Here is a 23,175-nt window from a genome sequence, read left to right as displayed (position 1 = left end):
CTATGAGCACCTGGCTGCTGAACCCTAACCCGAACACGGTATTGTGTATCGTCTATGTGGCAGTGATGTTTGTGGTCGGGTTGGGACGTCACCGTGCTGAACGTTGTGCTCCAGAGATCAGCCGGGAACTTGAAGTGCCCCCTGCGGCTTCAGGTGTGCTGAACGTTGGTTATTTGGTTACCTAAGCCATCGTTCTGCCGATGGAGGCTGGTTTGGTGATGCATGGGGAACGAAGCGGACGTTCCTCCTGGTACTGAAGGTATCCGGTTTTGATTAGGTGGATAAAGTGAAGGGCTGTCTCTCTGTTTGGTTATGCAGAGAGACAGCCCCTTTTTATGTCCCGTACGTATGTTATACATTGTTCATGTTCCATCGGTATTCGGCTCGGATGTACAAACCTTCGACGTAACTCTAATGCGTAAATCAACTGTGTAAACTCAATTGTGTAAACACTATTGCTTATCATTCACCTAAACGTTGTGAAAGGAAGCGTTACTTGGGATTACGCAAGCCTTTGGGTAGGTGATTCTTGAGCTGTCCGCCGCTGGCTTTGCCCCAACCCAGGGGTAATCCATCCGTGGTTACCAGCGTCCATCCCCGGAATTCGGAATGAATGGAGAGCACTTCTCCCCGCAAATAAGCAGTTGCCTCGGCAGAATCTGAAGGCAGATCCCAGCTGCGGGCAGCTTGGCCAGGATGCAAGGACATAGCAAGGGCATGCGCCGGTTCGACACGATTCTTCTTCAGATGAGCCAGATGCAGACCTGCGCGCGGCATCTTCAATCCCTTTAGCTGTTTGTCATTCCATGCCAAACTCTCGCTGACCGGAAGCCAGTACAGTTCCTCACCGAACAATATCGGAGTACCGCCGTTAAGCTCAATTCCTGGGATGTCCTGCTTCGCCCAGGTCTGAAATTCAGCCAGGGCGGAAGGCGCAGGCGTTTGTTTGCTGCCTCGGTTTGATTTAGCCGGGGATTTACTGCTGACCGCAGAGTAACCGAGGTCTTCATGTAAGGCTTCGGCAGCCGCCGATTTGACCAAGATAGCAACAAAATGCCCCTCCCCCCGTTCCAAGTGGGGCCACAAGCGCTTCATTTCACGCAGCTCCATATCGGGATACTGCGAAAGAATGCGCTCAATCACCTCTTCATTCTCAGCCGTGTTGAACGTACAGGTGGAATAAGCCAGGGTTCCTCCCGGTTTGAGCATCCGGTACGCCTCCTGGACAATGTCCCACTGCCGGGCAACGCACAGATCCACGTGCTCAGGTGACCATTCCTCAATCGCAGCGGCATCCTTTCGAAACATGCCTTCACCGGAGCATGGCGCATCAAGCATGATCCGGTCAAAGCAGGCAACGAAACGGCGGGATAGCTGATCCGGTGCCGCACTCGTAACGACGGTATTCATAATTCCCATACGTTCCACGTTCTCGGCCAGAATCCGCGCCCGTTCGGGATGGATCTCATTGGAGACGAGCAGTCCCTGGCCCATCATCTTGGAGGCAATATGGCTTGTCTTGCCGCCGGGAGCTGCCGCAAGATCCAGGATGGTCTCTCCGGGCTGAGGATTCAACAGCTCGACTGCGGACATTGCCGAGGGCTCCTGAATATAATATAGTCCAGCGGCATGATAGGGGTGTTTGCCTGGGCGCAGGCTTTCATCATAATAGTATCCGGTATCACACCAGGGCACTGGCGACAGCTTGAATTGCCGGATGAGTTTTTTTACGCTGTCTGTGGCATGAACCGCTTTCAGCCGGTTAAGACGCAGCCCGTGGGTGCGGGGTAAATCGTAGCTGTCCCAAAAATCGCACGAGGCATCCCCAAGAATATCATTCATGCTGGCGACAAAGCCAACAGGCAATAGTTCCTTTCTCATTCGTTATATTGCTCCTTCTTTAGAATAAGGTACATGCTGCAGTGTAAGGCGAAAAATCTCAGTTCAGAGTTCATTTCTTCTCTGGCTTTAAGGAATCGGTCATTAGTTTATCATGTTGCCAAGGGCGTAGTAAAGAAATGTCAAGCAAAAAAAAGACCGCCCACTTCATATAGTGGGCAGCCTTCGCCAAGGTTATCCGGCGGATTCCGTTGATTCGGTTGAAGAGGTTTTTAAGGACCGGTAATCGGACACCTTGTTTTTGCCGGTCGTTTTGGAATGATACATCGCTTTGTCGGCCTGCTTCATGAGTTCATCGCCGCGAACGCCTTTGCGCAGTATGCTGTAGCCGATACTGATAGTGACGATGCTCTCGCTTGCCACTCTGGCTCGGATGTTCTCGGCGACCTGCGCAGGTTTGACTTTGCGGTCAACCACCAGGGCGACCAGTTCCTCACCGCCATACCTGCCGGTAATTCCGATACCATCAAGCTCTTCCTCCATAATGGCGGCGACCTGTTTCAGCACTTCATCGGCTCTGGCATGGCCCTGGGTATCATTCAGCTTCTTGAAATTGTCGATGTCGCAAAAGATAGCGGATATCTTCAATTCCTGAGACGCGTAATGGTCCAGATACTTCATAAAATGCCTGCGGTTGTAGAGTCCTGTTAATCCGTCCGTAATGGCGGACCGGTAGATGGACTGCATCAGCTCGACAATGCGTCTGAACAGGATGAAGAACACGATGCTATAGAAAAGCACCGGCAGGGCGAGTGCGAGTCCCTGAAGCGCTGGCGACAGACTGCCAGAATAGCTATGTATGGATTGCAGGATAGCCGAGATGGCGTAGACGGCAAGTCCAAGCGCATATTTGATCGGTTGTCCGATCCGCGGGGTGACTTTGGTATATGCCAGATAGAGCGCAACGAGCTGAAAACCATCAAAATATATGCTTTGCCATGCCAGGGTGTAAGGAAGAAATGAGGGAAGAATGAGCGGAAGCATAAGCAGTGCGGCTGACAACAAGGGAAGCCAATAATGCATGGTCTTGACTCTACGGTACAGCATGACAATCGAGACGTTCAGCAGGACAAACGAAAAAGGCTGAATGAAACGAAGGACGTCCGATTCCGGTGAAAAAACAGATTTTCCACTCCAAGCCGAATGGATGTTCAGACCCTCGTATGTCATAATGAAGAAGAAGGCTGCAGCCATATATATGTAAGCATTCTTGCGTTGCTTGCTGTACATAAAGAGACACATGATCAGCATCATAAGCGCGATATAAGCTCCGCATACAGCAAATATGGTAGGTAGTGGAGAAGTGGACCAGTAACTCAATTCATAGGACAAATCGATTCACTCCTGAGTAGGGATAAGTTTCCTTTGTATGAAACATATGTTCTAATATATCATATCGAAAAAGAATGAATCTGAAAAGAGATTTAGAGAAAGGGGGATCCCCATGAAACTTCTTCAAGCATTATTCTTCCCTCCTGAACAGCCAGGCGGCGTCTCGTCCATGATTCCTTATTTGCAGGAGCGTTTTCATTCCTCCCGTTGGGAGATGGAGATGTTCTGGCTGCCCAAGCGGATCCGCAACAAAGGCCAGGAGGATCCGATATTCCACACCTTTGATTGGAAAGAATTCGAAGAAAGTCCGATCGTAGCCAAATACCTTCAAACCTACCGGGATTACCTGTGGTGGACACGTCTGCGTCTTCAAAAGCCTTACGATCTTATCCATAGCCATCATCCGATTGCAGGCATGTCGATGAAAGCCGTATTCCCTGAGGTACCGCTCATCCAAACCGTGCATTCCAGTTACGAGCGCGAGCTCATCCTGAACGGAAGAATCAAAGAAGGAGGGCTGGAGCACAGATTCCTGGTCTCTTTATATAAGGAACTTGAGTACATCAGCGACCGTCTGTTGACGGTGTCGAACTCCTTCAAGGATTACATGGCTCCCTACGTGAATACGCCCGAATCAATCGGGGTTATCCATAACGGATTTGATGATAAAAGATTTAAACCGGTGCCTCATGAAAATGCGGTGCCGCAGTTGATTACGGTATGCCGTCTGGTACCTGCAAAAGGATTGGACATTCTGCTCCAAGCCTGCGCGGAACTTAAACGCAAAGGATATGATTACGTCCTTCATATTATCGGTGACGGACCTTCCCGTCAGGAGCTCGAGGAGATGGCCAAAACACTCGGCATCTACCAGGAGACGATTTTTTACGGATATACGCTGCATCCCGAGGAGTTTATGCCGTTCTTTGATATCTTTGTCCTGCCTTCGAGAGCGGAGGCGTTTGGCTCGGTGTTCGCGGAAGCAGCGCTTAGTTGCCTTGCGCTGGTAGGCACCGATGTCGGCGGCATCGCGGAGCAGATCGAGGATGGGGTAAACGGCTTGCTTGTACCGCCGGAGGATCCGATAGCACTCAGCGTTGCGCTCGAGAAGGTCATCAGTGATCCACTCTACCGTTATGAGCTTGCTCGGACCGCTTCGGATAAGGCAAAGAGTCAATACTCCCTGTCCAGATCCGTAAATGAACTAAAAAAAATGTATTTGAAATTTCAACCTGAGATAGAGAGTTAGGGATCGGTTATGGCTTCTTTTCGATTTATGCATGCTGCGGATTTACATCTGGACAGTCCGTTTATCGGGATCAGCGGGCTCGATGACAACCTGCGGTTTTTCGTTCAGGAATCGACCTTCCGTGCGCTGGAGCGGCTCGTGCAGCTAGCCATCGACCAGCACGTTGATTTTATCGTCATCAGCGGGGACATATATGATAGCTCCAACATCTCGCTGCGCGCGCAGCTTCGCTTCTTGGAGTCCCTTAACCGTCTGGGAATGGAAGGGATTGCGGTATATGTGATCCATGGAAATCATGATCCGCTGGACAGCACCAAGCTTACTATGACGCTGCCTCCCCATGTCCATGTGTTTGGGGCGGAGCCTGCAAGTGTAACAGCCGTTCGCCGCTCGGATCATCAAGAAGTGGCGGTCATTACCGGGATGTCGTATCCGACCTCGAAGGTAACCGATAATATTGCGATACGTTATCCTGCTCCGTCATCCGGTCTCTACCATATCGGACTTCTGCACGCGAACGTGGATGGGGATCCCCAGCACGAAACCTATGCACCCTGTACAAAAACGGATCTAATCCAGGCCGGATATCATTACTGGGCGCTCGGGCATATTCATTCCCGTCGAACCTTGCAGGAATCTCCTTATATTGTGTATCCGGGCAATATCCAGGGACGTCATGTCCGGGAGACGGGACCCAAGGGATGTTATATCGTCGATGTGGACGGGAACTGCAACACGAAGCTGAGCTTTCAAGAGCTTGATTTCATGCGCTGGCACATCGTTGAAGCGTCACTTGATTCTTATCAGGATGTTGATGAATGGAGACGCTCACTGGAATCCATTCTCACCGAAATAGCCAGAGAGAACGCGGATAGGCTTAGCATGATCCGCGTTCGGATTACGGGACGAGGTCCGGTTCATCGTCAGCTTGAAGGCGGATATGTACTCGATGAGCTGCTGACCGATCTGCGGAGAAGAGAAGCCGCGAAGGGGCAGACATGCGGCTATCGGGGATGCGTCTGGATCGAGAGTTTCTCCCTTCAATCCGGGGACGCGATCGATACAGAGAGGCTGCTTGCGGAAGACAGCTTTGCAGGGGACTTGCTTCGTCTTGTTCGAGGCGAGCAGGGACGGGTTCAAGATCCTGACGGGGTTGTTGCGAAGAGCTTTGAGCCTCTGCTGGAGCATGCGGAACTCCGCTCCTTGCTGGACGAGATCAGTCCGGAGGAACTGCTGGAATGGGTTCGCAGAGCCGAGGAACTGACCTTAGGCTTATTGCTGCGCGACCGTTCGCAAGGGGAAGGTGTCGGAACATGAGATTAGAGCGGATGAACATTCAAGGCTTCGGAGCTATCCGGGACAAGAGCCTTGCGATAGATGCACCTGTGACCGTGCTGTATGGGCCGAATGAAGCGGGAAAGAGCAGTGTCCTATATTTTATCCGAGCCATGCTGTACGGATTCCCAGGGAAGGGCTCGCCGGCAGAACGCGGCGAGCCCTCGGGGGAAGGCGTTCACGGCGGCGAGCTGCGTTTTCTGGACAAGGAGGGAGTACCTTGGCTGGTCCGGCGCTACAACCGGCCCAGAGAAGGAAATTCAGCCACCAGCAGGGGCGAGCGCGTACATATTCATAAACTAGCGGATAACGGGATCGTGATCGAGCTTGGACAGCAGGAGCTGGAGCAGTATGCCTTGGGTGGCGTGTCCAGGGATATGTTTCGTCAGTTGTTTGCCATCTCGTTAAGCGAGCTGCAGGAAATCCGCAGCTTGCAATCTGCCGAGATGAGCGATTACCTGTTTCATGCCGGAATCGGCGGCGGGGCCAATATACTGGAAGCGGAACGCAAGTTGTCTCAGGAGATGGACAAGCTGTATAAACCGCGCGGAAAGGTTCAGCATACCGCCAAGCTGCTGCAATCCATCGAGCATTTAAGAACCCAGGTTTCCGAGAGCAAGACGTACGTTTCCCGCTATAACGAGACCGTTACATCCATTCTGGAAATACAGGAACGGTTGAATCTTCTGGAACAGGATCGCACCAGGGACGCCGAGGATTTGTCGCTGCTTCGAAAAGCCCAAGACATTCGTCCGGCCTGGCTGGAATGGCGTGAGGCCAGGTTGGAACTCAAGGATCTGATGGACAGTGACAACTTTCCTCCGGATGGAATCCCCCGTTACGAAAAGATGCAGGAGGAAGAGCGTCTTCTCCTCGCCCAGTCCATCCGCGTCGAACGGGCGATCGAGGACGTGGAGGATAAGCTGAGAGCCCTCCCCCTGAATGCGTTCATGGAACAGTATGGGGAACGGATTGAGGAGCTTTGGGCGAAACGAAATCTGCATGAAGCCGCAAACCGGGAGCTTGCCGAGCTTACGGCCGAATACAAATCTCAGGAGATCCGGCTGGAACAGCTGCTCCGGGATATCGATCCGGCATGGACCCGGCAAGAGCTGCTGGCTCTATCGGTATCCGCTTCGGAGCGCGAGGAGGTCCGGCGAATCAGTGCGGCCTTTGCCGGGTATGATCGCCGGATGGAGGCGCTGTTCATTGAACAGCGCGGGGATCAGCGTTCTGCGGCGGCAGCCGAATCGGCGCTGCGGGAAGCCAGGCGGCAGCTGCGCGAGGAAATGGATCGGGGACAAGAGGCATTTGCCATGATTCAGCCGGCAGCGCCCCAGGAGACCGCTGCACTGTGGAATCAGCTGCAGCTGGAGATCGAGCGTTGGCGTGAACGGCGATTGACCCGGACACAGCCTGAGCCTGTTTCCACGCGCCAATCGGGGAGGGGCCGATTACCTCGGATGTACGGGGGGCTGCTGGCGGGAATGGTTGTTATGACATTCCTGTTGGTAGCCGTATTGTTATGGACGTCAACCACGGAAGCTGCTGTGGTCTCAGGCATCGTGATGCTGCTCGGCATGAGTTATGTATTCTGGAGCGGTCTACGTGACCGGGAAGATCATGGTACGGTTTCGAATGAGATCAATAATCTAGACGGGCAGGGAACGGAACATATAGATCATCTCTATTCCAGGCTGGTCTCTGCCCCTTACGCGGCAGCAGCAGTGAGCACGATTCCGGGCAGTCGAAGGGACAAAAACGTTGTACTGGCTCGCGACCCCTTCATGGTGGAGGGACAGATGCGCGAGCTTCGATCCGTGATGGAGGGCTGGCAAGCATGGCGGCAGCGGCTGGATCGACTGACGTCCGATTGTGCGGCGGCTGAGGAGAAGGCTGCGCTGCAACAGGTTGAATTACAAACGGTTCAGGGCGCCATAGATCAGGAAGAGAAGCGATATTTGGAGCTGGAGCGGCAGTGGGAGGCTTGGCTTATGTCCCGATCACTCCCGCAGAGTCTGTCGCCTGACGTGATGCTGGACGTATTCGTCAAGGTTGAGCAGGGGCAGGAGCTGATCCGGCAGCAAAAATCACTTGGCCTGAAAATGGATGTGCTGTTAAAAGAGGCGGAGGATTATATCATCCAATGCCATGAGATCTTTGCGGCGGATCCCCAGGGAGACGCCAACGGCAGCCGAATCCCAGCCGTCGCTGAGCTCGGCAACGTCCATTCCAGATGGAAGAGCTATCAAGAGGATTCGAGACAGAAGAAGGTCCTTGCAGAGCGTGTTCAAGAGCTTCGCAAAGAGGGGGCTGCGATAGAAGAGGAGCGGGAAGCGCTGCAGCTGCGTAAAGCGGCTCTGATTGCATCGTCTCAATCGGCAGACGAAGAAACCTTTCTTCGTATGGGAGCTGCTGCGAAACGCCGGGAGGAACTTGTCCGCACGATCCGCCATCACGAAATTACCATGTTCAGCGGCTGGGATGATGCGGGTCGCCGGCAGCTTGAACAGCTGCTGGAGCTGACGGATGCTGCGGAACTTGAAGCTCAATGTTTCAAGAAGGAGGAAGCCGTATCCGCCGCGTTCCGCCTGCGGGACGAGCTTCAGGAACGGCGGGGGCGGCTGCTTCAGGAGAGAGAGTCACTGGAAGCCGCGGGGAACCAGGATTCCGCCCTGCAGCAGCTGGAGGAGCAGCGCTCCGCCCTGCGGGAATTAGTCTCGCAATATGCAGTACGTTCGATGGCCTCCGAATTTATCAAACGTACGCGCCGCATGTACGAGGAAGAGAAACAGCCGCAGGTGCTGCAGATGGCTTCCCGCTACTTCTCCATACTGACCGGCGGCATGTACAGCCGAATGGTCATGCGAATGGGAGATCAGAGCCTGCTGGCAGAGCGCCCGACTGGTGAATTGATGGAGAGCAACAGGCTAAGCCGCGGCACGGCGGAGCAGTTATATCTGGCGATGCGGCTCGGTTTGATCCAATCGATGCCACATGCGTTGGGGTTGCCGTTATTGCTTGATGATCTGTTTGTTAATTTTGACGGTGAACGGCTCGGACATGCACTCGAGCTTCTCGCGGAATTGTCGCAAGACCGGCAAGTCGTGATGATGACGTGTCATCGACATGTAGCGGAGCAAACCATGAAACGCATACCCAATGCACAATTTATCACGATGTAGCCATAAGAAGGGGCTTCCCAAGGGCAGGTTTATCATACCTTTGGGAAAGCCCCTTTATTTCCCCCTGATATCGGGGATTCCGAACAAAGTCAGTCGGAGCACCCAGAGCAGACACAGTCCCCCAAACATCGGGTAGAGGAGAGAGAGCAAGGAACTGAACCCGAACTGGCTGAAGAAATAACAGAACACCATAATGCCAAGGGTAATCACTCTGGGGGAGAGCGAGGTTCGCTGCTGAGCCTGCAGGGTAATCCCGTAGATATTGGCTACGAAGGTGCTGAATATCTCAAGGAAGATCAGAATGAGATAGATGATCTGCACCAGCCAGCCCAGCTGGTTGGCGATGCTGCCCATCGGGATTTCGAATTGGGCGATGCCGGGCATGTGGGCGGACATCGCAAAATGTGCTGCCATCAGCATAAACCCTACCCCTGTACCTCCAATGATGCCTCCCCAGGTTACGGTGCGCGCACTTTCGGTCTGGCTGCCGAGCGGGACCAGCACCGGCATCGCCATGACCAGGTTAAAGGCGGTGTAGAGCAGGGGAGCCAGCCAAACCGAAGGCAGGCTATGGTCCGTAGTCAAGGTTAAGAATCGGGTGGCACCCGGCGTTTGAATCGTCTGAGAAATAATCGCAAGCGATAAGGTCAGCATCATGGGCACGACAAGACTGTTCATCGTCATGATGGACTGGATGCCTTTTCTGAGAATGAAATAGGTTCCGATCATCGTGACAAACAACCCGGTCTGGTAATTCAAATTTAGATGCTCCACAAAAACAGAGCCCGCGCCGGCAAGCATGATGCTGTTGACTCCAAGCAAAATGATAAACATAAAGAGGCTGATCCAGACGCCGGCTTTCTCTCCAAACAGGAATTTGTTCAAGTCCTCAAAGGATTTGGCCCCGATCCGCCTGGATATAGTCATGATTTTCGTGCCGAGCCAAATGAATAATCCTGTCGTAAGCAGAATGGTCAGTGTAGCCCAGTGTCCATATTGGGTAAAGAATTGAAGGATTTCCCGTCCGGTCGCAAAGCCAGCGCCGACGATGGTTCCGATATATGTAAAGGCGATCTGTAAAACACGAATAGATTTACGCAAGCCCCGCATCCCCCTTGAAAGTTAATCGTCTGCATAGTACAAGGTATGCTTGGCTCAGCTGGGACATGACTCCTACCTGTCCAGGTCCTTTGCTGGAGGCATGACAAGGGTTAGTGCCAGGCAACGGTGATCGATGTCAGGAATTGTGACGGAAACCGTACAGTTAAATGACGGAGTACCCGTTTGTACTTGCCGTACAGGGTGGAATATGTTACTTTTACGACAAAGGAATCGTGGGAGGTCTTTTGGATGGATTGGTTGAAGGAGCGGATCATCAAAGAAGGTGTCGTGTTGTCGGATCAGGTGCTGAAGCTGGATGCTCTGCTGACGCATCAAGTAGATCCGGCTTTAATTATGGATATGGGTCGGGAATTCGCGGCGAGATTTAAAGAAAGCGGTGTGACCAAGGTCGTAACGCTGGAATCCTCCGGCATTTCTGTTGCTTTTGCCGCGGCGCTGGAATTGGGAGTTCCAATGGTATTCGCCCGGCGCAAAAAAACGCTGCTCGCCGATCCAGACGCCTTGTGCGAGCGGGTTCCGTCTTTTACCAAGGGCATTGTCACGGACATTATGGTATCGCGCCAGTTTATCGGTGAAGAGGATAAATTGCTCTTCATTGATGACATTATCGCGAACGGGGACGCTGCAAGAGGCCTGATCAAGATTATTGAACGAGCAGGGGCGGAATTAATCGGGCTTGGCGTTGTGATTGAAAAGAGCTTCCAGGCCGGAGCGCGAACGCTACGCGAACAGAATGTTCATGTGGAATCGCTTGTTAACATCTCGTCGCTTGAGGACGGCAAAATTACGTTCAGCTAAAACTTAGCATCTTCTTTGGCATGTTAGCGATAGAGCAACGACGGATTAGGCCTTAGGTCATGAATGATTCCACCTAGCTTAGGGGAAGTGGGAAAATGGCAATTCGTAGTCAATGTTCATCGGATTTCTGCCTAAAATCACAACAAAATCTTTTCGCCTCCGTGATTTTCGCTTATAATAAAGAGGTAGGCAAGAGAGAGAGGAGGCAGCACCATGGGGAAACAACCTGTAACCGAGCCGTTTTTGATCGAGAAGCTGAATGAAGCAAAGGTACATTTTGAACGTGCTTTGGATTGTAAACATACGGAGTTTGATGATCTATATCCCTATATGATTGAACATCCTCAGTTTTTCTGGTACAAACGCTATGTTGCCTGGTCAGAACTGCTGACGATTGCCGGATTGTGTGAGGAGGTTTCCTTCGAATGGAAGGAACAGTTTACGCCTCAGCAGGTAGAATATATCGAGAAGCGTGTCATGTCTTCAACCGTTCTGGATTTTTGGTACGAGAAGAATGACAGCATCGAGCCGGCACAGCGTTAATGGGTATATAGAACATCTCTTAGTCGGGATGTTTGTCGATATCGCAACGCATTCAAAAGACCTAAATGATCTCATTTAGGTCTTTTTTTGCAGAGTACGTTTATGGAGGAGGTATGGTGATGATTAGCGATGAAAGACTCGATGAGCTGCGGCTCTCCGGCGAATTGGTTCGGGTTGTACGGGATGGCTTGGAGACCAATGATATTATAGGCTTTGTCGTCGCCTGGGACCCGGAGCAGGTCATTATACGCCGCAGAAACCGGCGGGTCGTTAAATTGGATCGCCGCTACAGCTACCAGCTTAAAAAAGATCCAAGGGTAAGCCCGATCGAAGAGTAAGCTGAAGAGTAGGAGTAGGCATAGATCTCGAACTCGTCGGACAACTTAACCTCGCATCAAATTTTTGTGGAAGAGGTGTTTTGGGTTATGGAAATGTCCAATGACAAGGTCTCGGCTTATAAGAATGAAATTCTGAGTTTGAAGCAAAGCATGCCGGAGATGGCAGAGGCGTATCATCAGTTCACCGGCGTTTGCTTTCAGGATGGCGAGCTGGATGAGCGAACGAAGCAACTGATCGCGCTCGGGATCGGACTGTTTGCCAATAATGAGCTGTGTACGTTCTATCATATGGAGGAAGCCCGTGCGAAGGGAGCCTCGGATGCTCAGATTATGGAGGCTGTAGCCGTGGCGTCTGCCGCCAGTGCGGGACATGCTCTCTCGCAGGGACTGACCCGCGTACAGCATAATCTTCATTGATTCACGTGTTACCAATAACCGTCTCAACCGGAGCATTCTTGTTCAGTGGGGGAGACGGTTATTCTCTGTTTAAAGGGCGGCGATTTAGCGGGCGGAAACAGCGGCAGGAGGATGGGCTTGCTCGGAGGACTCGGTCTCGGGCGAGACCAGCCCAAGATAGGCTCGCATGCGGTCCATCATCTCCTCACGGAAGGATGGCCATAGAATGTTCATCGAACCAATGTAACCCCGGCATGCATATCGCGCCTGGATTCCATCCTGGTTTTGCCCAATATCATACACCTTGATCGCTCGCTTGGTGAATTCCTGCTTCACCTCACGAAGAAGCACAGCAGCACGCTTGGCTCCGTTCCCCACAACCTCTACATACAATTGAGGGCTCTTGAAGACACCGCTCTCCTGAATGATTCGGCAATCCCTTTCAAACACTTTATGGATGAACATCAGCAGCAGGTAACTCTTGATCAATGCTCGTTCTTCTGTCGTAACAGCCGGTATGGCCATCAACATCACCGCCTTTATATAGAAAATGGTTATTGAATGGGAACCTATGTTCCTATTTTAACCGAAAAACAGGTTTTTAATCAAGTTCAAAAAAAGTGTTGACTCGATTTACCTGGCGTGATATTATATATCTTGTCGCCGCTGATAAGAGCTTGTCTCCTATAAGCAATGAACATGATACGCGGTCGTGGCGGAATTGGCAGACGCGCACGGTTCAGGTCCGTGTGGGCTAACCCCCGTGGAGGTTCGAGTCCTCTCGACCGCATCCTTATGAAGAAGCTCGTAAACTTGCTTTTTAGCAGTTTACGAGCTTTTTTGTGTTGAGATTTGGACGGCAAATCGGCAACATTTACTTTCTGACTTACATATTTGATTAACTTTTCTCAAACAATACGGTTAGGTATGTATGAATAGGAGTGGAAAGGGGCGTCAAGATGCGGAAGGTATATAAAAATGCGGTGATTCTGCTGTGTATGGTATGGGGGATCTTGAACGGACCGCAGATCGGCTATGGGGCAGGGATGGTTGCTTGGACTGATCTGTCACGTCAGGAGCCAAACCAAGTGCACAAAGAATCCGTCAGCAGCAAGTCCGGCCAGGAAAAGAAAACAAGTAAGCTTGTCGTCATCATCGATGATTTTGGCAATGATCAGAAAGGAACTCAGGAAATGCTTAGTCTGCCTGTCAAAATCACGGTCGCTGTGATGCCTTTTTTGCCGACAAGCGTGAAGGACGCCGAAGCCGCTTATCGGCAAGGTCATGACGTCATTATCCATATGCCCATGGAGCCTAAACAGGGGCGAGCTTCCTGGCTTGGACCGGGTGCGATCTTAAGCTCGCTTACCGATGAGGAAATTCGTAAACGCATGGAGGAAGCCATTGATTCAATTCCTTACGCCGTAGGGATTAATAATCATATGGGCTCCAAAGTTACCGGGGATGAACGAGTCATGTCCATCGTACTTGACGTATGCAGGGAGAGAGGGCTGTTCTTTATCGACAGCAAGACGAATTACCACAGCGTGGTTGGCAAACTGGCTGCGGAGAAGGGGATGCCATCCATCGCCAACGATATCTTCCTGGATGACGTTCATACCGTTCAGCATGTGAGCAAGCAGCTGCAGACCGCAGCGCAGCATGCGGAAGAGAGAACTTCCTGCATTGCAATAGGGCATGTTGGTGTGTATGGAATCCGCACGGCAGAAGCTCTAAAAGGAAGCATTCCTAAACTGCAGACGAAGGTGGAGTTTGTAGGTATCAGCGATCTGGTAAGGGAACGATCAAGCTGGCGGCCGAATCCACTGCCTGCGTATTAGTGCATTAGCAGCACCGATGGTGATTTTTTGCCATGTTGTGAGTAACTGGACGATAAAAGGTTATCCGACAAAGGTCAGCCCATATCTTGTATAGCCATAAAAAATAAATAGCCTTCCAGACAAGGACCCGGTGATTCCGTTCCCTGTATGGAAGGCTGTACTTATGTTGAGGCAGCTGGCCACGCATGCTGTGAATGATCTCGCTAATGTTGCTGCTGACGCGCTGTTTGTAATCGCAATATTCCGGAAAAGTCCCGAACAGATGATTTCCGTTCCGAATCGTGTTGGCTACTGAGCCGGGTAGGATGAAAACAAAAAACAGCCCCAATCTACAGGGCAGTTAAATAACTGATAATCCCGTCGGCAATGGCCTCGGCAATCTGCATTTGACCATTGCGGCTGGTCAATAAGTTCCGGTCCTCCATGTTGCTGAGGAAACCCGTTTCAACGATGACGGCGGGTACTTGGGTTTGATTGAGCAGATAATACGGCTTGCCTATCATGATGCCATTGTTGCTGCGATAAACCAGATTCAACTGTTCTTGAATGGTTTCCGCAAGCAGGGTGCTGCGACCCTCGGATTGGTGAAGGACGATTCCTCCACGTCGGGAGGAATTCTTTCCCCAATTCACATGAACACTGACCACCAGCTTGGTCGGGATTTCGCTGCTGAGCTGTTTACGCTGTGACAAATCCCGGCGATGTCTGGAGGAGCTCCGATGCCAGCGGTTGTCGTCGCTAAGGGCGTAATCGGCATCGCGATTCAGCACGGCATGATAACCCTCCTTGCGAAGCAGCATGAACACTCTGCGTGAAATGGCCAGGTTGATATCTTTTTCGAGAATGTCCCCATACGAAGTACCGCCGTCAACGCCGCCATGACCCACATCGATCAGAACGACATCATGTGCAAAAGGGTGCAGGTGCCGGAGCTTGGACTGGTCGATTTCCTGACCCGATGAGTGGGTGGATTCCGGCGTTTCGGACGTAAGCCGAGCTGTCTGTATCGATGTCTGATGAACGGTTCTTGCGGGATGCGTCATGGCATGCTTCTTCACTGGACAGGCTTCGGTGACAGAACCCGGGAATGCCAGCGTAAAGAGAAGCATCCACACCCCTGCTGCCTTAACCATGATGGATTCCTTCTTTCACGTAAAATTTCGGCTTTATTAGAATGTGCATTTAGCGGAAAAATCATGCCGTTCAAATGCGTGCGTCTAGAATCGATCGAAATGGAGCAAACTGATACAGGGATGTGGATAAACCATAAGGAGTTGATTCATATGGCTAGCGGCGATGATTTAATCAAGTACATTACCGAGCGCGTAGTTCATTATATAGATACACCCAAGGACGTTCGGCGCAAGGCGAAGGTGAAGGAATCCTGGACCACAAGGTGGTTCGGCATGATTCCGTTCTCCATGTCGCTATGGAAAGAAGATGTAACCACCAAGCGCAAAAAAAGGGCAAAGTAGCAGCTGCTGCACGTTCCTTCATGAAGTCGATCGTACGTATTGCTCCCTGTTACGCCCGATGTCAGGTTCGGAACATGCTTTGGAATGGCTGTAGACCCTTGTGAGTGCTGAGTGCACAACCATAAACCGTTTTGAAAAAATATAAAGGACGCTGCCCGTTAAAGGGCCGCGTCCTTTTGTCAGTCATAGCATATTGCATGGATGAGGGCTGTTAGCTTTAACCCGTATTATTCCGGTTGAGCATAAAATTGACCTTGTCCGATTAACCGGGATGCCGGCAGGAAACGAAGGGTGTCTGTATTCCGCAAGGGAACCGAAACATAAAGCGCAGCCGGGTTCTCCTGATTCGCCGGGGACCAGCGATGCCAGCCGGTTAAGTTAAAAGGTGCGCCGTAAGCGGCATTTCCTTTTTTGGACTTGAATATCAGGGTGGAGTGTTCCTGCAGTAAATTCCGCAAATCGGCGCTGCTTCGGGTCGTTAGATCGCTTGAGGTCAGCCACAGCAGATTATCGTAAGGATCCATGGAGTCGCCGGTTGCGATGGAGGGCGTTCCGGCATACCAATGATTGGATGTGGATGAAGCCACGAGTCCTTTGGCTGTTGCAGGCAGAGATACGGATACCAGCTTCGTCGTTGAATGCGTCTGCTGGGGCTCATCCGGGAGAGCTTCACTATTTAGTGCATTAAAATAAATCGGCTTCTTGCCGGGCAGCTGGACCTGCCAGACGGGAGACACGTCATACAGCTTGCGCACGATGCTTCCTTGAGGCAATGATCCTCCGGCCTTCACAAGTCCTTCCGCAGAGAGCCGTTCTTTCAACGGCGCTTGGCTGTAGGGAAGAGTCGAGCCGATTCCGTATTCACTCAGGATATATCCACCGTCTTCTTCTGCACTGATAATCATGTATCCTTGCGGCAGTCCTTCATCGGAAATCGTGACCAACCAGCCGTGCGTACCCGGACCAAGCGGGGTGAATTCGAGCTTGGCTTCATCCCAGGTCGTAAATGGCGCATGGGCCGATAATTGAGCGACAGTCTCCTCCGCAAAGTCCATCAAACTCCCGGGTACCTGAGCCACAGCGTTGTTCTGATTAACATCTGAAACGCCTGATCTATGATGATCCGCTGTAAGCTGAGTGCTGGTGCTGGTCAGACTAGGGCTGTTCGCAGAATTGGAAACGTCGGCTTGGCTAGCGGCAGCCAAGCTTGCCTGCGGCTGGAACGAGCTGAACCATAGGATAGTTGTTACGATCATAGAGACAGACAGCACTCGATATCGGCTGGTCTGTTTGTTATTGGGTGATTTTGGCTGGGAATTCTTGCAATCCTTGTCATCATGGTTACGAAGTTTCATGTTCCACTGTTTCAAATCATTAACCGCCTTTCCTTGGCCCTACGCGCCGTGGATGTATTGAAATCATCATATCGGACAAGCTCTGCAAAGGCTGTTGCAAGCTGTCGCGGTAGGAGAAGGGAGAATGGTTCTTTTTTTGCCTGCTTTTGTAGAGGGGCGTCATGATGACGCACCCACAGGCGAACACAGATGAAATAGACCGCAGGTTATGACGGACAAGCTCACTTTCGGCTCGTACTGCCACTGCATTTCCGACCGACGGTTCTTATATTGCTCCTCAATGAGCACTTTTTTCTCTTCATCCTGCTCCTTGAGCAGGTCCTCGTAATAGCTGTCGATCACCAGCAGTTCTTCTTCAAGACGTTCTCTTGCTTTGGTGGCCCAGTCATAGTCCAGCTTGCTTATCTTGTCGATAAGATGGTTCTCCAGCGCATCTACGGCCTGTTCGAGCGTAAGAGCCGCCGGTCGGACGTGAACGCTCTCGGGCAAGCGGGGCGTCAGTTCGCGTCCAATCAGGATCGCCGGGAAGTCATGGGCAATCGCACGACTAGATAATGAGATTCCGAGAAAAAACAATTCTTCCCGCTTCAGATCACAGCTGAACTCCACCTTGAAGCAGACGCCCAGCCACTGCTCATACGGAGTGGAACGGGCTCTTGGACGCGGCTCGGTATCGCGCTGCTGGAATAGATAGACGCATTTGCCTTCCTCCCGGGAAGCATTCCAGATTTGGGCGAGCCGGCTGCTGCCGTAGCCAATGTCCTCCCGCTGAATGCGGCCGGGACCGAGGATAGGCAGAACCGGGGCATTCCCGTAAAAACGGGCCAGGAGCGGATCCTGGGCAGGCGTGGCGAGCTGCGCTTTGGCCTCGGCTTCTTGGGTCTTTGCAAGCCGTTCGTCGTATTTCTCCGGATCAAACACGAAATTGAACGACAACGTTTCGGCGGGAGCGCCGGTACGTTCCACGAAGCCCCAGTAATACGGGCGGTTGGTGAGCATTTTGTCGGCTTGCGGTGACAGTTTCACGGTGACATGCTCAGGCGATTTTTCAATGACGGTGCATTCGGTGGCTTCCAAATAGGCCATGAAGTGCTGCTGCACCTCCTGCGGCGTCATGGTCATATTAGGCTTCTTCCTCTCTTAGATTTTCTTCGACGGTGCTTCCCTGCTCGATATCCTGTTTAATATGGTGAATCGAGTCGCCCAATGTGCTGATGCGCTGGCGGATCTCATCGTCGTTGCCGGACTCCAGCATGATTTTGTACAGGCTCTTCTCGATGGATTCCTTCTTCTCGAACCGCTCCAGAATGACATCCAGTCCCCCGATGACCATCTCGAACATGTTGATCTTCTCGTGCAGCAGGTTCAGGATGTGCTCTTCAATGGTTCCCGACGTGGACAGGTTGTAGATCTTCACGTCATTGGTCTGGCCGAGACGATGTACGCGTCCGATCCGCTGCTCAACCCGCATGGGATTCCAGGGCAGATCAAAGTTGATCATATGGTGGCAGAATTGCAGATTGATGCCTTCGCCGCCGGCTTCCGTCGCGATCATGACCTGCGCCTTGCCGCGGAAGAGATCCATCATCCAGTCCTTCTTGCCGCGGTTCATTCCGCCTCGGTACGGTACGGAGATTAGTCCGTGATCGCGGAAATAGTTGAGCAAGTATTCCTGCGTGGCGCGGTATTCCGTAAATACGATGACCTTCTCGTTCATTTGCTGGATGAGCTCGATGGTTTTTTCCGCCTTGGTGTTGGCTTTGATGGCCTTGATGAGATAGACGAGCTCCCAGATTTTATCGCGCAGCGGAGAGTCCTCGGGCATCTTCTTGGACAGATTAACAAGAGTCACGAAGACGGCATCGCGGCTGCTGCACACTTCACGCTGGAGGGTAACGAGGGACAGCATACTGCTTAAATTTCCCCCCGCTGCCTGATACTGATCTTTGACGAAGGACGTAACGCCGTCGTATAATGACTGTTCTTCGGGCGAAAGGCTAAGCCCTACATTGCGGACGGATCGCTTGGTGAATTTCACTTCGCCCTCGCCGCGTCGGTTACGGATCATGACCTTGGACAGCTCATCCTTGAGCTGATCCTGGTTCTTGGGTCTTCGTTTATCGACAACAAAATTAGCGGCAAACTGCCCCTGGCCTCCGAGCTGCCCCGGCTTCAGCAGAGTGATCAGATTGAAGAGCTCGCTGAGATTGTTCTGCACCGGCGTGGCCGTCAGCAAGAGGCAGTATTTTTTGCGCAGCTTTTGAATGAATTGATAATTGGATGTTTTCTTGTTCTTGAGCTTGTGCGCTTCATCGATGATGAGCATATCGTATTCCTCGTTCAGCAGAATCTCCTGATGCGGATCGCGTTTGGCCGTGTCCATGGAGGCAACAACGATATCATTGCCCCAGGAGTACGCTTTTTTCTGCGCAATCGCGGGAATGCCGAACTTGGAGTTCAGCTCGCGAACCCATTGCAGCACAAGGGAAGCCGGAACGAGAATCAACACTTTGGATACCAAGCCGCGCACGAGGTATTCTTTTAAAATAAGGCCGGCTTCAATCGTCTTTCCAAGTCCCACCTCATCGGCCAGAATGGCTCTGCCCGACATTTCGAACAATACGCGTCTGGCGGTATCGGTCTGATGGGGGAGCGGGGATAAGCCACCAAGGTGCTTGAGGCATTGTAATTCTTCAAAGCTTGTAACCAAGCGGGATTTCTCACCCTCAACGGCAAGCTGGGCCAGACGATAGTCACCCCAAGGTCCACCCTTGTCCAGTCGACCGGCGAGATCGTCAAACCAGGAACGGTCGATCTGCAGTGGAACGGGAAGGCGCGGGTCGGTAATCATGCCTGATTCGGCAGATGGCTGATGATTCATGTCGATCTCCTCCTGTTGTGAAAGATTCCGGGCCAGCGGTGTATATGTAGTATGGACGAAAAAAGAAGTCTTCATAACCTTGCACGAATTCGGGAGGCGTGGAATACCCTATAGGGCGCACGGCTGCTGGAATTGGATATTTCCATCTTTTTTTTCATAGGGAAGGGCGAAAAAGAGAGCGAGAGGAAGAAAGCGGAAGCTTGTGAGCGGGAGCTTGGAACTGTCGGCTTAATTTTCACATTATCGGCATAGTTAACCTATATATAGTGTAGTATAATGAATTAACAGCACTATATATGGTGTGTATAGTGTTTTTTGATGTTTGACCGGCTACATAACAGGTTATGTTGTTGGTGAGCGCATTACTGCGGAACTTTTTAATTTTATATCTTATATAGGAGGTAGTTGCTCTTGAGTACGATGCAGAATCAGCGGCTGGAAGGTTTAAGCGAGAAGATCTTTTTGGACCGGTATGCCTGGAAGGATGCGGACACCAACAACGCGAAGGTAGGCGATGTGGTGCTCGTTCTGACGAAGGATGATCCCAAATTTCCGACCAAGGAAGTTGGCGAAATCGTGAACCGCGAAGGCCGCAAGGTCACGGTGAAGACACGGAAGGGCGAGCTTGTGGAATCGGATGTGGAGAAACTGACGTTAACCATCGAGAAAACGCCGGAAGAAATGTGGGATCGACTCGCGGCTGCCATGTCATCGGTTGAGGCAACGCCGGAACTGCAGGAGGAGTGGCGCGGAAAGTTCCGCGAGATTCTGGATGATTGGAAGCTGGTACCGGGCGGACGGATTGCAGCTGGAGCGGGTGCGAGCGATGAATTGACGCTGTTCAACTGTTACGTGATTCCTTCACCAAAGGACAGCCGGGGCGGCATTATGGAAACCCTGAGCGAGATGACCGAGATCATGGCGCGCGGCGGCGGTGTCGGCATTAACTTGTCTTCCCTGCGTCCTCGGCGCGCGATCGTAAGGGGCGTGAATGGTTCCTCCAGCGGTGCGGTATCGTGGGGCGGATTGTTCAGTTATACGACGGGATTGATCGAGCAGGGCGGAAGCCGCCGAGGTGCGCTCATGCTGATGATTAACGATTGGCATCCGGACGTGGAGGACTTCATTACGGTGAAGCAGACGATGGGACAAGTTACGAATGCGAACCTGTCGGTATGCGTCAGCAATGACTTCATGAAGGCTGTGAAGGAAGATCTGGACTGGGAACTGGTGTTCCCGGATACTACTGATCCTGATTATGATGAGCTGTGGGACGGGGATCTGGATAAATGGAAGAAAGCCGGACACCGTATCATTCCATATAAAACCGTAAAAGCACGCGAGGTCTGGCATACGATTATCGAATCCGCATGGAAATCGGCAGAGCCGGGCGTCGTATTCATGGAATACTATAACCAGATGTCCAACAGCTGGTATTTCAACCCAATTATCTGTACGAACCCTTGTGGTGAGCAAGGACTTCCGGGCTGGGGCGTATGTAATCTGTCCGCGATGAACCTGTCGAAGTTCTATGACGAAGCGAATCATGACGTTGCCTGGGATGAGCTGGCTACGACGACACGTTACTCTGTGCGTTTCCTGGATAATGTCATTGACCGGACGCCTTACCATTTTGAAGAGAACGAATTGAACCAGAAAAAAGAACGCCGCGTGGGTCTCGGAACGATGGGTCTGGCCGAGCTGATGATCAAGCTGAACATCCGTTACGGCAGCCCGGAATCGCTGGAGTTCCTGGATAAGCTGTATGGCTTCATCGCGCGCGAAGCGTATCTTGCTTCTACGGATATTGCCGAGGAGAAAGGTTCGTTCCAAGCATTCGATGCCGAACTTTACCTGCAAAGCGGCTTCATGAAAAATATGGCCGAGGTATATCCTGAGGTTGCTGAAGCGGTACGCAAAAAAGGTGCACGCAACGTAACCGTCATTACCCAAGCGCCTACAGGCAGCACGGGAACGATGGTCGGAACGTCGACAGGCATCGAGCCGTACTTCGCCTTCAAATACTTCCGTCAAAGCCGACTTGGCTTCGACGAGCAGTTCGTGCCGATTGCTCAGGATTGGCTGGACAGCCATCCGGGAGAAGAGCTTCCAGATTATTACGTCACGGCGATGAGCCTCTCTGCCGAGGACCACATCCGCGTGCAAGCGGCGATTCAGCGCTGGGTGGACAGCTCCATCTCGAAGACGGCCAACTGCCCGTCGGACTTCACGGTTGAAGATACGAAGCGCCTGTATGAGCTGGCATTCGATCTGGGATGCAAAGGCGTAACGATCTATCGCGACGGCAGCCGCGACGTGCAGGTGCTGCAGACGGAGAAAAAAGAAGACAAAGCCGCCGAAGTGGTGACAGCTTCTGCTGCGGACACGGCGCTGGAGCAAAGCGCGGCAGGCCAAGCCGCAGAGGATGCGGCGAGCGTGGAGCCTGTGGCTGCAAGCGTGGCAGTGACAGCATCAGCGAGCAAGAGCGGGCTGGATAAACAATACAAGAAGCGTCCGCAAGTGCTGCGCGGCGCAACCTATAAAATGAATACGCCGTTCGGCATGGCGTACATTACGATCAACGATCTGGACGGCATTCCAAGCGAAATCTTCCTGAACGTCGGCAAAGCCGGATCGGATGTGTTCGCAATGGCGGAAGCCTTGGGCCGCGTCTGCTCCTTGTTCCTGCGTTACGGGGACCACGGTAATAAGGTGGAGCTGCTGATCAAGCACCTCAAGGGCATCGGCGGCACCGGTGCGATCGGCTTCGGCGCCAACCGTGTGGAATCTATCGCAGACGCGGTGGCGAAGGCACTCGAAACGCACGTAGCAAACAACGCTGGGGCGGATCATGACCATGATCCGGCACCGGTCGCAGCCACGATGGCGCCTGTTGATTCAGGGGCCGGGAGTGAGACCGTAACCGCGGGGTATGGCGGACATGGTTCGCACGCAGGCGGCAGCTCCATGTCGCTGGATCTATGCCCATCTTGTGGCGGGGCGTCTCTGATTAACATCGAGGGATGCAAGACGTGCGGGAACTGCGGGTATAGTAAGTGCTCTTGATGATGAAATCATAAACATAATCGAAGAGTTCTTCGGTGGAATAGAATCTGCATCCTTAAATGGGCTGTTAATATATTGTGGGAAATGAAACTAAGAGTACCAATTCCTCTGCACTGCAGATGGAATTGGTACTCTTTTTTGCAATAGATTTACTATACCATCAACACCCAATGCGCTATAAGCTTTGATATTCTTGGACAGAAATTCTCATTACTTCTCTGTAGCGTCATCTCTTTTAATTATGATTTTAATATATATGCTTATAGTCTTTATTTTGATATAATAGGTAAAATATTACTTTTTAATAAGATCATTACATACATTTTCTCTACTGACATTTCATAACAGAAGGGAGGTGAA

At 51.9% G+C, this 23,175-nt stretch carries 20 protein-coding genes and 1 tRNA gene; 13 read left to right on the top strand and 8 right to left on the bottom strand.

What is annotated here, in order from left to right; translation table 11 throughout:
• Positions 1-2 precede the first annotated feature (2 nt).
• Positions 3-185: a hypothetical protein gene (locus tag J7E85_RS13595; protein ID WP_215158584.1), complete on the top strand. Its 183-nt coding sequence runs from the start codon at positions 3-5 to the stop codon at positions 183-185.
• 307 nt (positions 186-492) lie between these two features.
• On the opposite strand, the gene J7E85_RS13590 is transcribed toward J7E85_RS13595, so the two are convergent.
• Both J7E85_RS13590 and J7E85_RS13585 read right to left on the bottom strand, forming a co-directional pair.
• Positions 493-1,881, bottom strand: coding sequence for an RsmF rRNA methyltransferase first C-terminal domain-containing protein (locus J7E85_RS13590; protein ID WP_215158583.1), 1,389 nt, complete (start codon positions 1,879-1,881; stop codon positions 493-495).
• Between the two features lie 192 nt (positions 1,882-2,073).
• Positions 2,074-3,231 (bottom strand): GGDEF domain-containing protein, encoded by a 1,158-nt coding sequence (locus J7E85_RS13585; protein ID WP_215158581.1) that lies wholly within the window; start codon positions 3,229-3,231, stop codon positions 2,074-2,076.
• A gap of 112 nt (positions 3,232-3,343) precedes the next feature.
• Between J7E85_RS13585 and J7E85_RS13580 the strand changes: the two genes are divergently transcribed.
• The 3 genes from J7E85_RS13580 to J7E85_RS13570 are packed head-to-tail and all read left to right on the top strand — an operon-like array spanning position 3,344 to position 9,000.
• Positions 3,344-4,480 carry a glycosyltransferase family 4 protein gene (locus tag J7E85_RS13580; RefSeq protein WP_215158580.1) on the top strand — a complete coding sequence of 379 codons (1,137 nt, stop codon included), beginning with the start codon at positions 3,344-3,346 and terminating at the stop codon, positions 4,478-4,480.
• A gap of 9 nt (positions 4,481-4,489) precedes the next feature.
• Positions 4,490-5,797: a metallophosphoesterase family protein gene (locus J7E85_RS13575; RefSeq protein WP_215158578.1), complete on the top strand. Its 1,308-nt coding sequence runs from the start codon at positions 4,490-4,492 to the stop codon at positions 5,795-5,797.
• The gene (locus J7E85_RS13570; RefSeq protein ID WP_215158576.1) at positions 5,794-9,000 is read left to right on the top strand and encodes an AAA family ATPase; all 3,207 of its coding nucleotides are present in this window, start codon (positions 5,794-5,796) and stop codon (positions 8,998-9,000) included. Before J7E85_RS13575 ends, J7E85_RS13570 begins: the two co-directional genes overlap by 4 nt.
• A 54-nt stretch (positions 9,001-9,054) precedes the next feature.
• On the opposite strand, the gene J7E85_RS13565 is transcribed toward J7E85_RS13570, so the two are convergent.
• Positions 9,055-10,101: a YkvI family membrane protein gene (locus tag J7E85_RS13565; protein ID WP_215158574.1), complete on the bottom strand. Its 1,047-nt coding sequence runs from the start codon at positions 10,099-10,101 to the stop codon at positions 9,055-9,057.
• Positions 10,102-10,350: 249 nt separating this feature from the next.
• Between J7E85_RS13565 and J7E85_RS13560 the strand changes: the two genes are divergently transcribed.
• The 4 genes from J7E85_RS13560 (at position 10,351) to J7E85_RS13545 (ending at position 12,218) form a co-directional block, all read left to right on the top strand.
• Complete coding sequence (locus J7E85_RS13560; RefSeq protein WP_215158572.1) at positions 10,351-10,920, top strand: xanthine phosphoribosyltransferase; 570 nt, start codon at positions 10,351-10,353, stop codon at positions 10,918-10,920.
• 213 nt (positions 10,921-11,133) lie between these two features.
• Positions 11,134-11,463 carry a hypothetical protein gene (locus J7E85_RS13555; protein WP_071221736.1) on the top strand — a complete coding sequence of 110 codons (330 nt, stop codon included), beginning with the start codon at positions 11,134-11,136 and terminating at the stop codon, positions 11,461-11,463.
• A gap of 119 nt (positions 11,464-11,582) precedes the next feature.
• The gene (locus J7E85_RS13550; RefSeq protein ID WP_076325776.1) at positions 11,583-11,801 is read left to right on the top strand and encodes a hypothetical protein; all 219 of its coding nucleotides are present in this window, start codon (positions 11,583-11,585) and stop codon (positions 11,799-11,801) included.
• An 87-nt stretch (positions 11,802-11,888) separates the two neighbouring features.
• Positions 11,889-12,218 (top strand): carboxymuconolactone decarboxylase family protein, encoded by a 330-nt coding sequence (locus J7E85_RS13545; RefSeq protein ID WP_215158570.1) that lies wholly within the window; start codon positions 11,889-11,891, stop codon positions 12,216-12,218.
• Positions 12,219-12,302: 84 nt separating this feature from the next.
• Here the strand turns inward: J7E85_RS13545 and J7E85_RS13540 are convergent, their stop codons facing one another.
• Complete coding sequence (locus J7E85_RS13540; protein WP_098747900.1) at positions 12,303-12,722, bottom strand: YhjD family protein; 420 nt, start codon at positions 12,720-12,722, stop codon at positions 12,303-12,305.
• 181 nt (positions 12,723-12,903) lie between these two features.
• Between J7E85_RS13540 and J7E85_RS13535 the strand changes: the two genes are divergently transcribed.
• The 3 genes from J7E85_RS13535 (at position 12,904) to J7E85_RS34570 (ending at position 14,333) form a co-directional block, all read left to right on the top strand.
• Positions 12,904-12,987, top strand: a tRNA-Leu gene (locus tag J7E85_RS13535).
• Positions 12,988-13,156: 169 nt separating this feature from the next.
• Positions 13,157-14,038 (top strand): divergent polysaccharide deacetylase family protein, encoded by an 882-nt coding sequence (locus J7E85_RS13530; RefSeq protein ID WP_215158568.1) that lies wholly within the window; start codon positions 13,157-13,159, stop codon positions 14,036-14,038.
• A gap of 163 nt (positions 14,039-14,201) precedes the next feature.
• Positions 14,202-14,333 carry a hypothetical protein gene (locus J7E85_RS34570; RefSeq protein WP_285228815.1) on the top strand — a complete coding sequence of 44 codons (132 nt, stop codon included), beginning with the start codon at positions 14,202-14,204 and terminating at the stop codon, positions 14,331-14,333.
• A gap of 34 nt (positions 14,334-14,367) precedes the next feature.
• Here J7E85_RS34570 and J7E85_RS13525 read toward each other — a convergent pair whose 3' ends face one another.
• Positions 14,368-15,171 carry an N-acetylmuramoyl-L-alanine amidase gene (locus J7E85_RS13525; protein ID WP_215158566.1) on the bottom strand — a complete coding sequence of 268 codons (804 nt, stop codon included), beginning with the start codon at positions 15,169-15,171 and terminating at the stop codon, positions 14,368-14,370.
• 150 nt (positions 15,172-15,321) lie between these two features.
• Between J7E85_RS13525 and J7E85_RS13520 the strand changes: the two genes are divergently transcribed.
• The gene (locus tag J7E85_RS13520; protein WP_076325781.1) at positions 15,322-15,513 is read left to right on the top strand and encodes a YqzE family protein; all 192 of its coding nucleotides are present in this window, start codon (positions 15,322-15,324) and stop codon (positions 15,511-15,513) included.
• A gap of 227 nt (positions 15,514-15,740) precedes the next feature.
• Here J7E85_RS13520 and J7E85_RS13515 read toward each other — a convergent pair whose 3' ends face one another.
• From J7E85_RS13515 to J7E85_RS13505, 3 genes are all read right to left on the bottom strand, one after another.
• The gene (locus J7E85_RS13515; protein WP_251035701.1) at positions 15,741-16,883 is read right to left on the bottom strand and encodes a hypothetical protein; all 1,143 of its coding nucleotides are present in this window, start codon (positions 16,881-16,883) and stop codon (positions 15,741-15,743) included.
• A 144-nt stretch (positions 16,884-17,027) separates the two neighbouring features.
• Complete coding sequence (locus J7E85_RS13510) at positions 17,028-17,990, bottom strand: YqhG family protein (RefSeq protein ID WP_215158564.1); 963 nt, start codon at positions 17,988-17,990, stop codon at positions 17,028-17,030.
• A 1-nt stretch (position 17,991) separates the two neighbouring features.
• Positions 17,992-19,749, bottom strand: coding sequence for a DEAD/DEAH box helicase (locus tag J7E85_RS13505; protein ID WP_215158562.1), 1,758 nt, complete (start codon positions 19,747-19,749; stop codon positions 17,992-17,994).
• 420 nt (positions 19,750-20,169) lie between these two features.
• Here J7E85_RS13505 and J7E85_RS13500 point away from each other — a divergent pair, with 420 nt between their 5' ends.
• On the top strand, positions 20,170-22,815 hold the full coding sequence (locus tag J7E85_RS13500) for an adenosylcobalamin-dependent ribonucleoside-diphosphate reductase (RefSeq protein WP_483311318.1): 2,646 nt from the start codon (positions 20,170-20,172) through the stop codon (positions 22,813-22,815).
• Positions 22,816-23,175: the final 360 nt, after the last annotated feature.

It is taken from the genome of Paenibacillus sp. ISL-20 (genome assembly GCF_018613005.1).
Classification (GTDB): Bacteria; Bacillota; Bacilli; order Paenibacillales; family Paenibacillaceae; genus Paenibacillus_AQ.
Note: the sequence above shows the minus strand (reverse complement) of the source record. Positions and strands in the feature narration are given on the sequence as shown.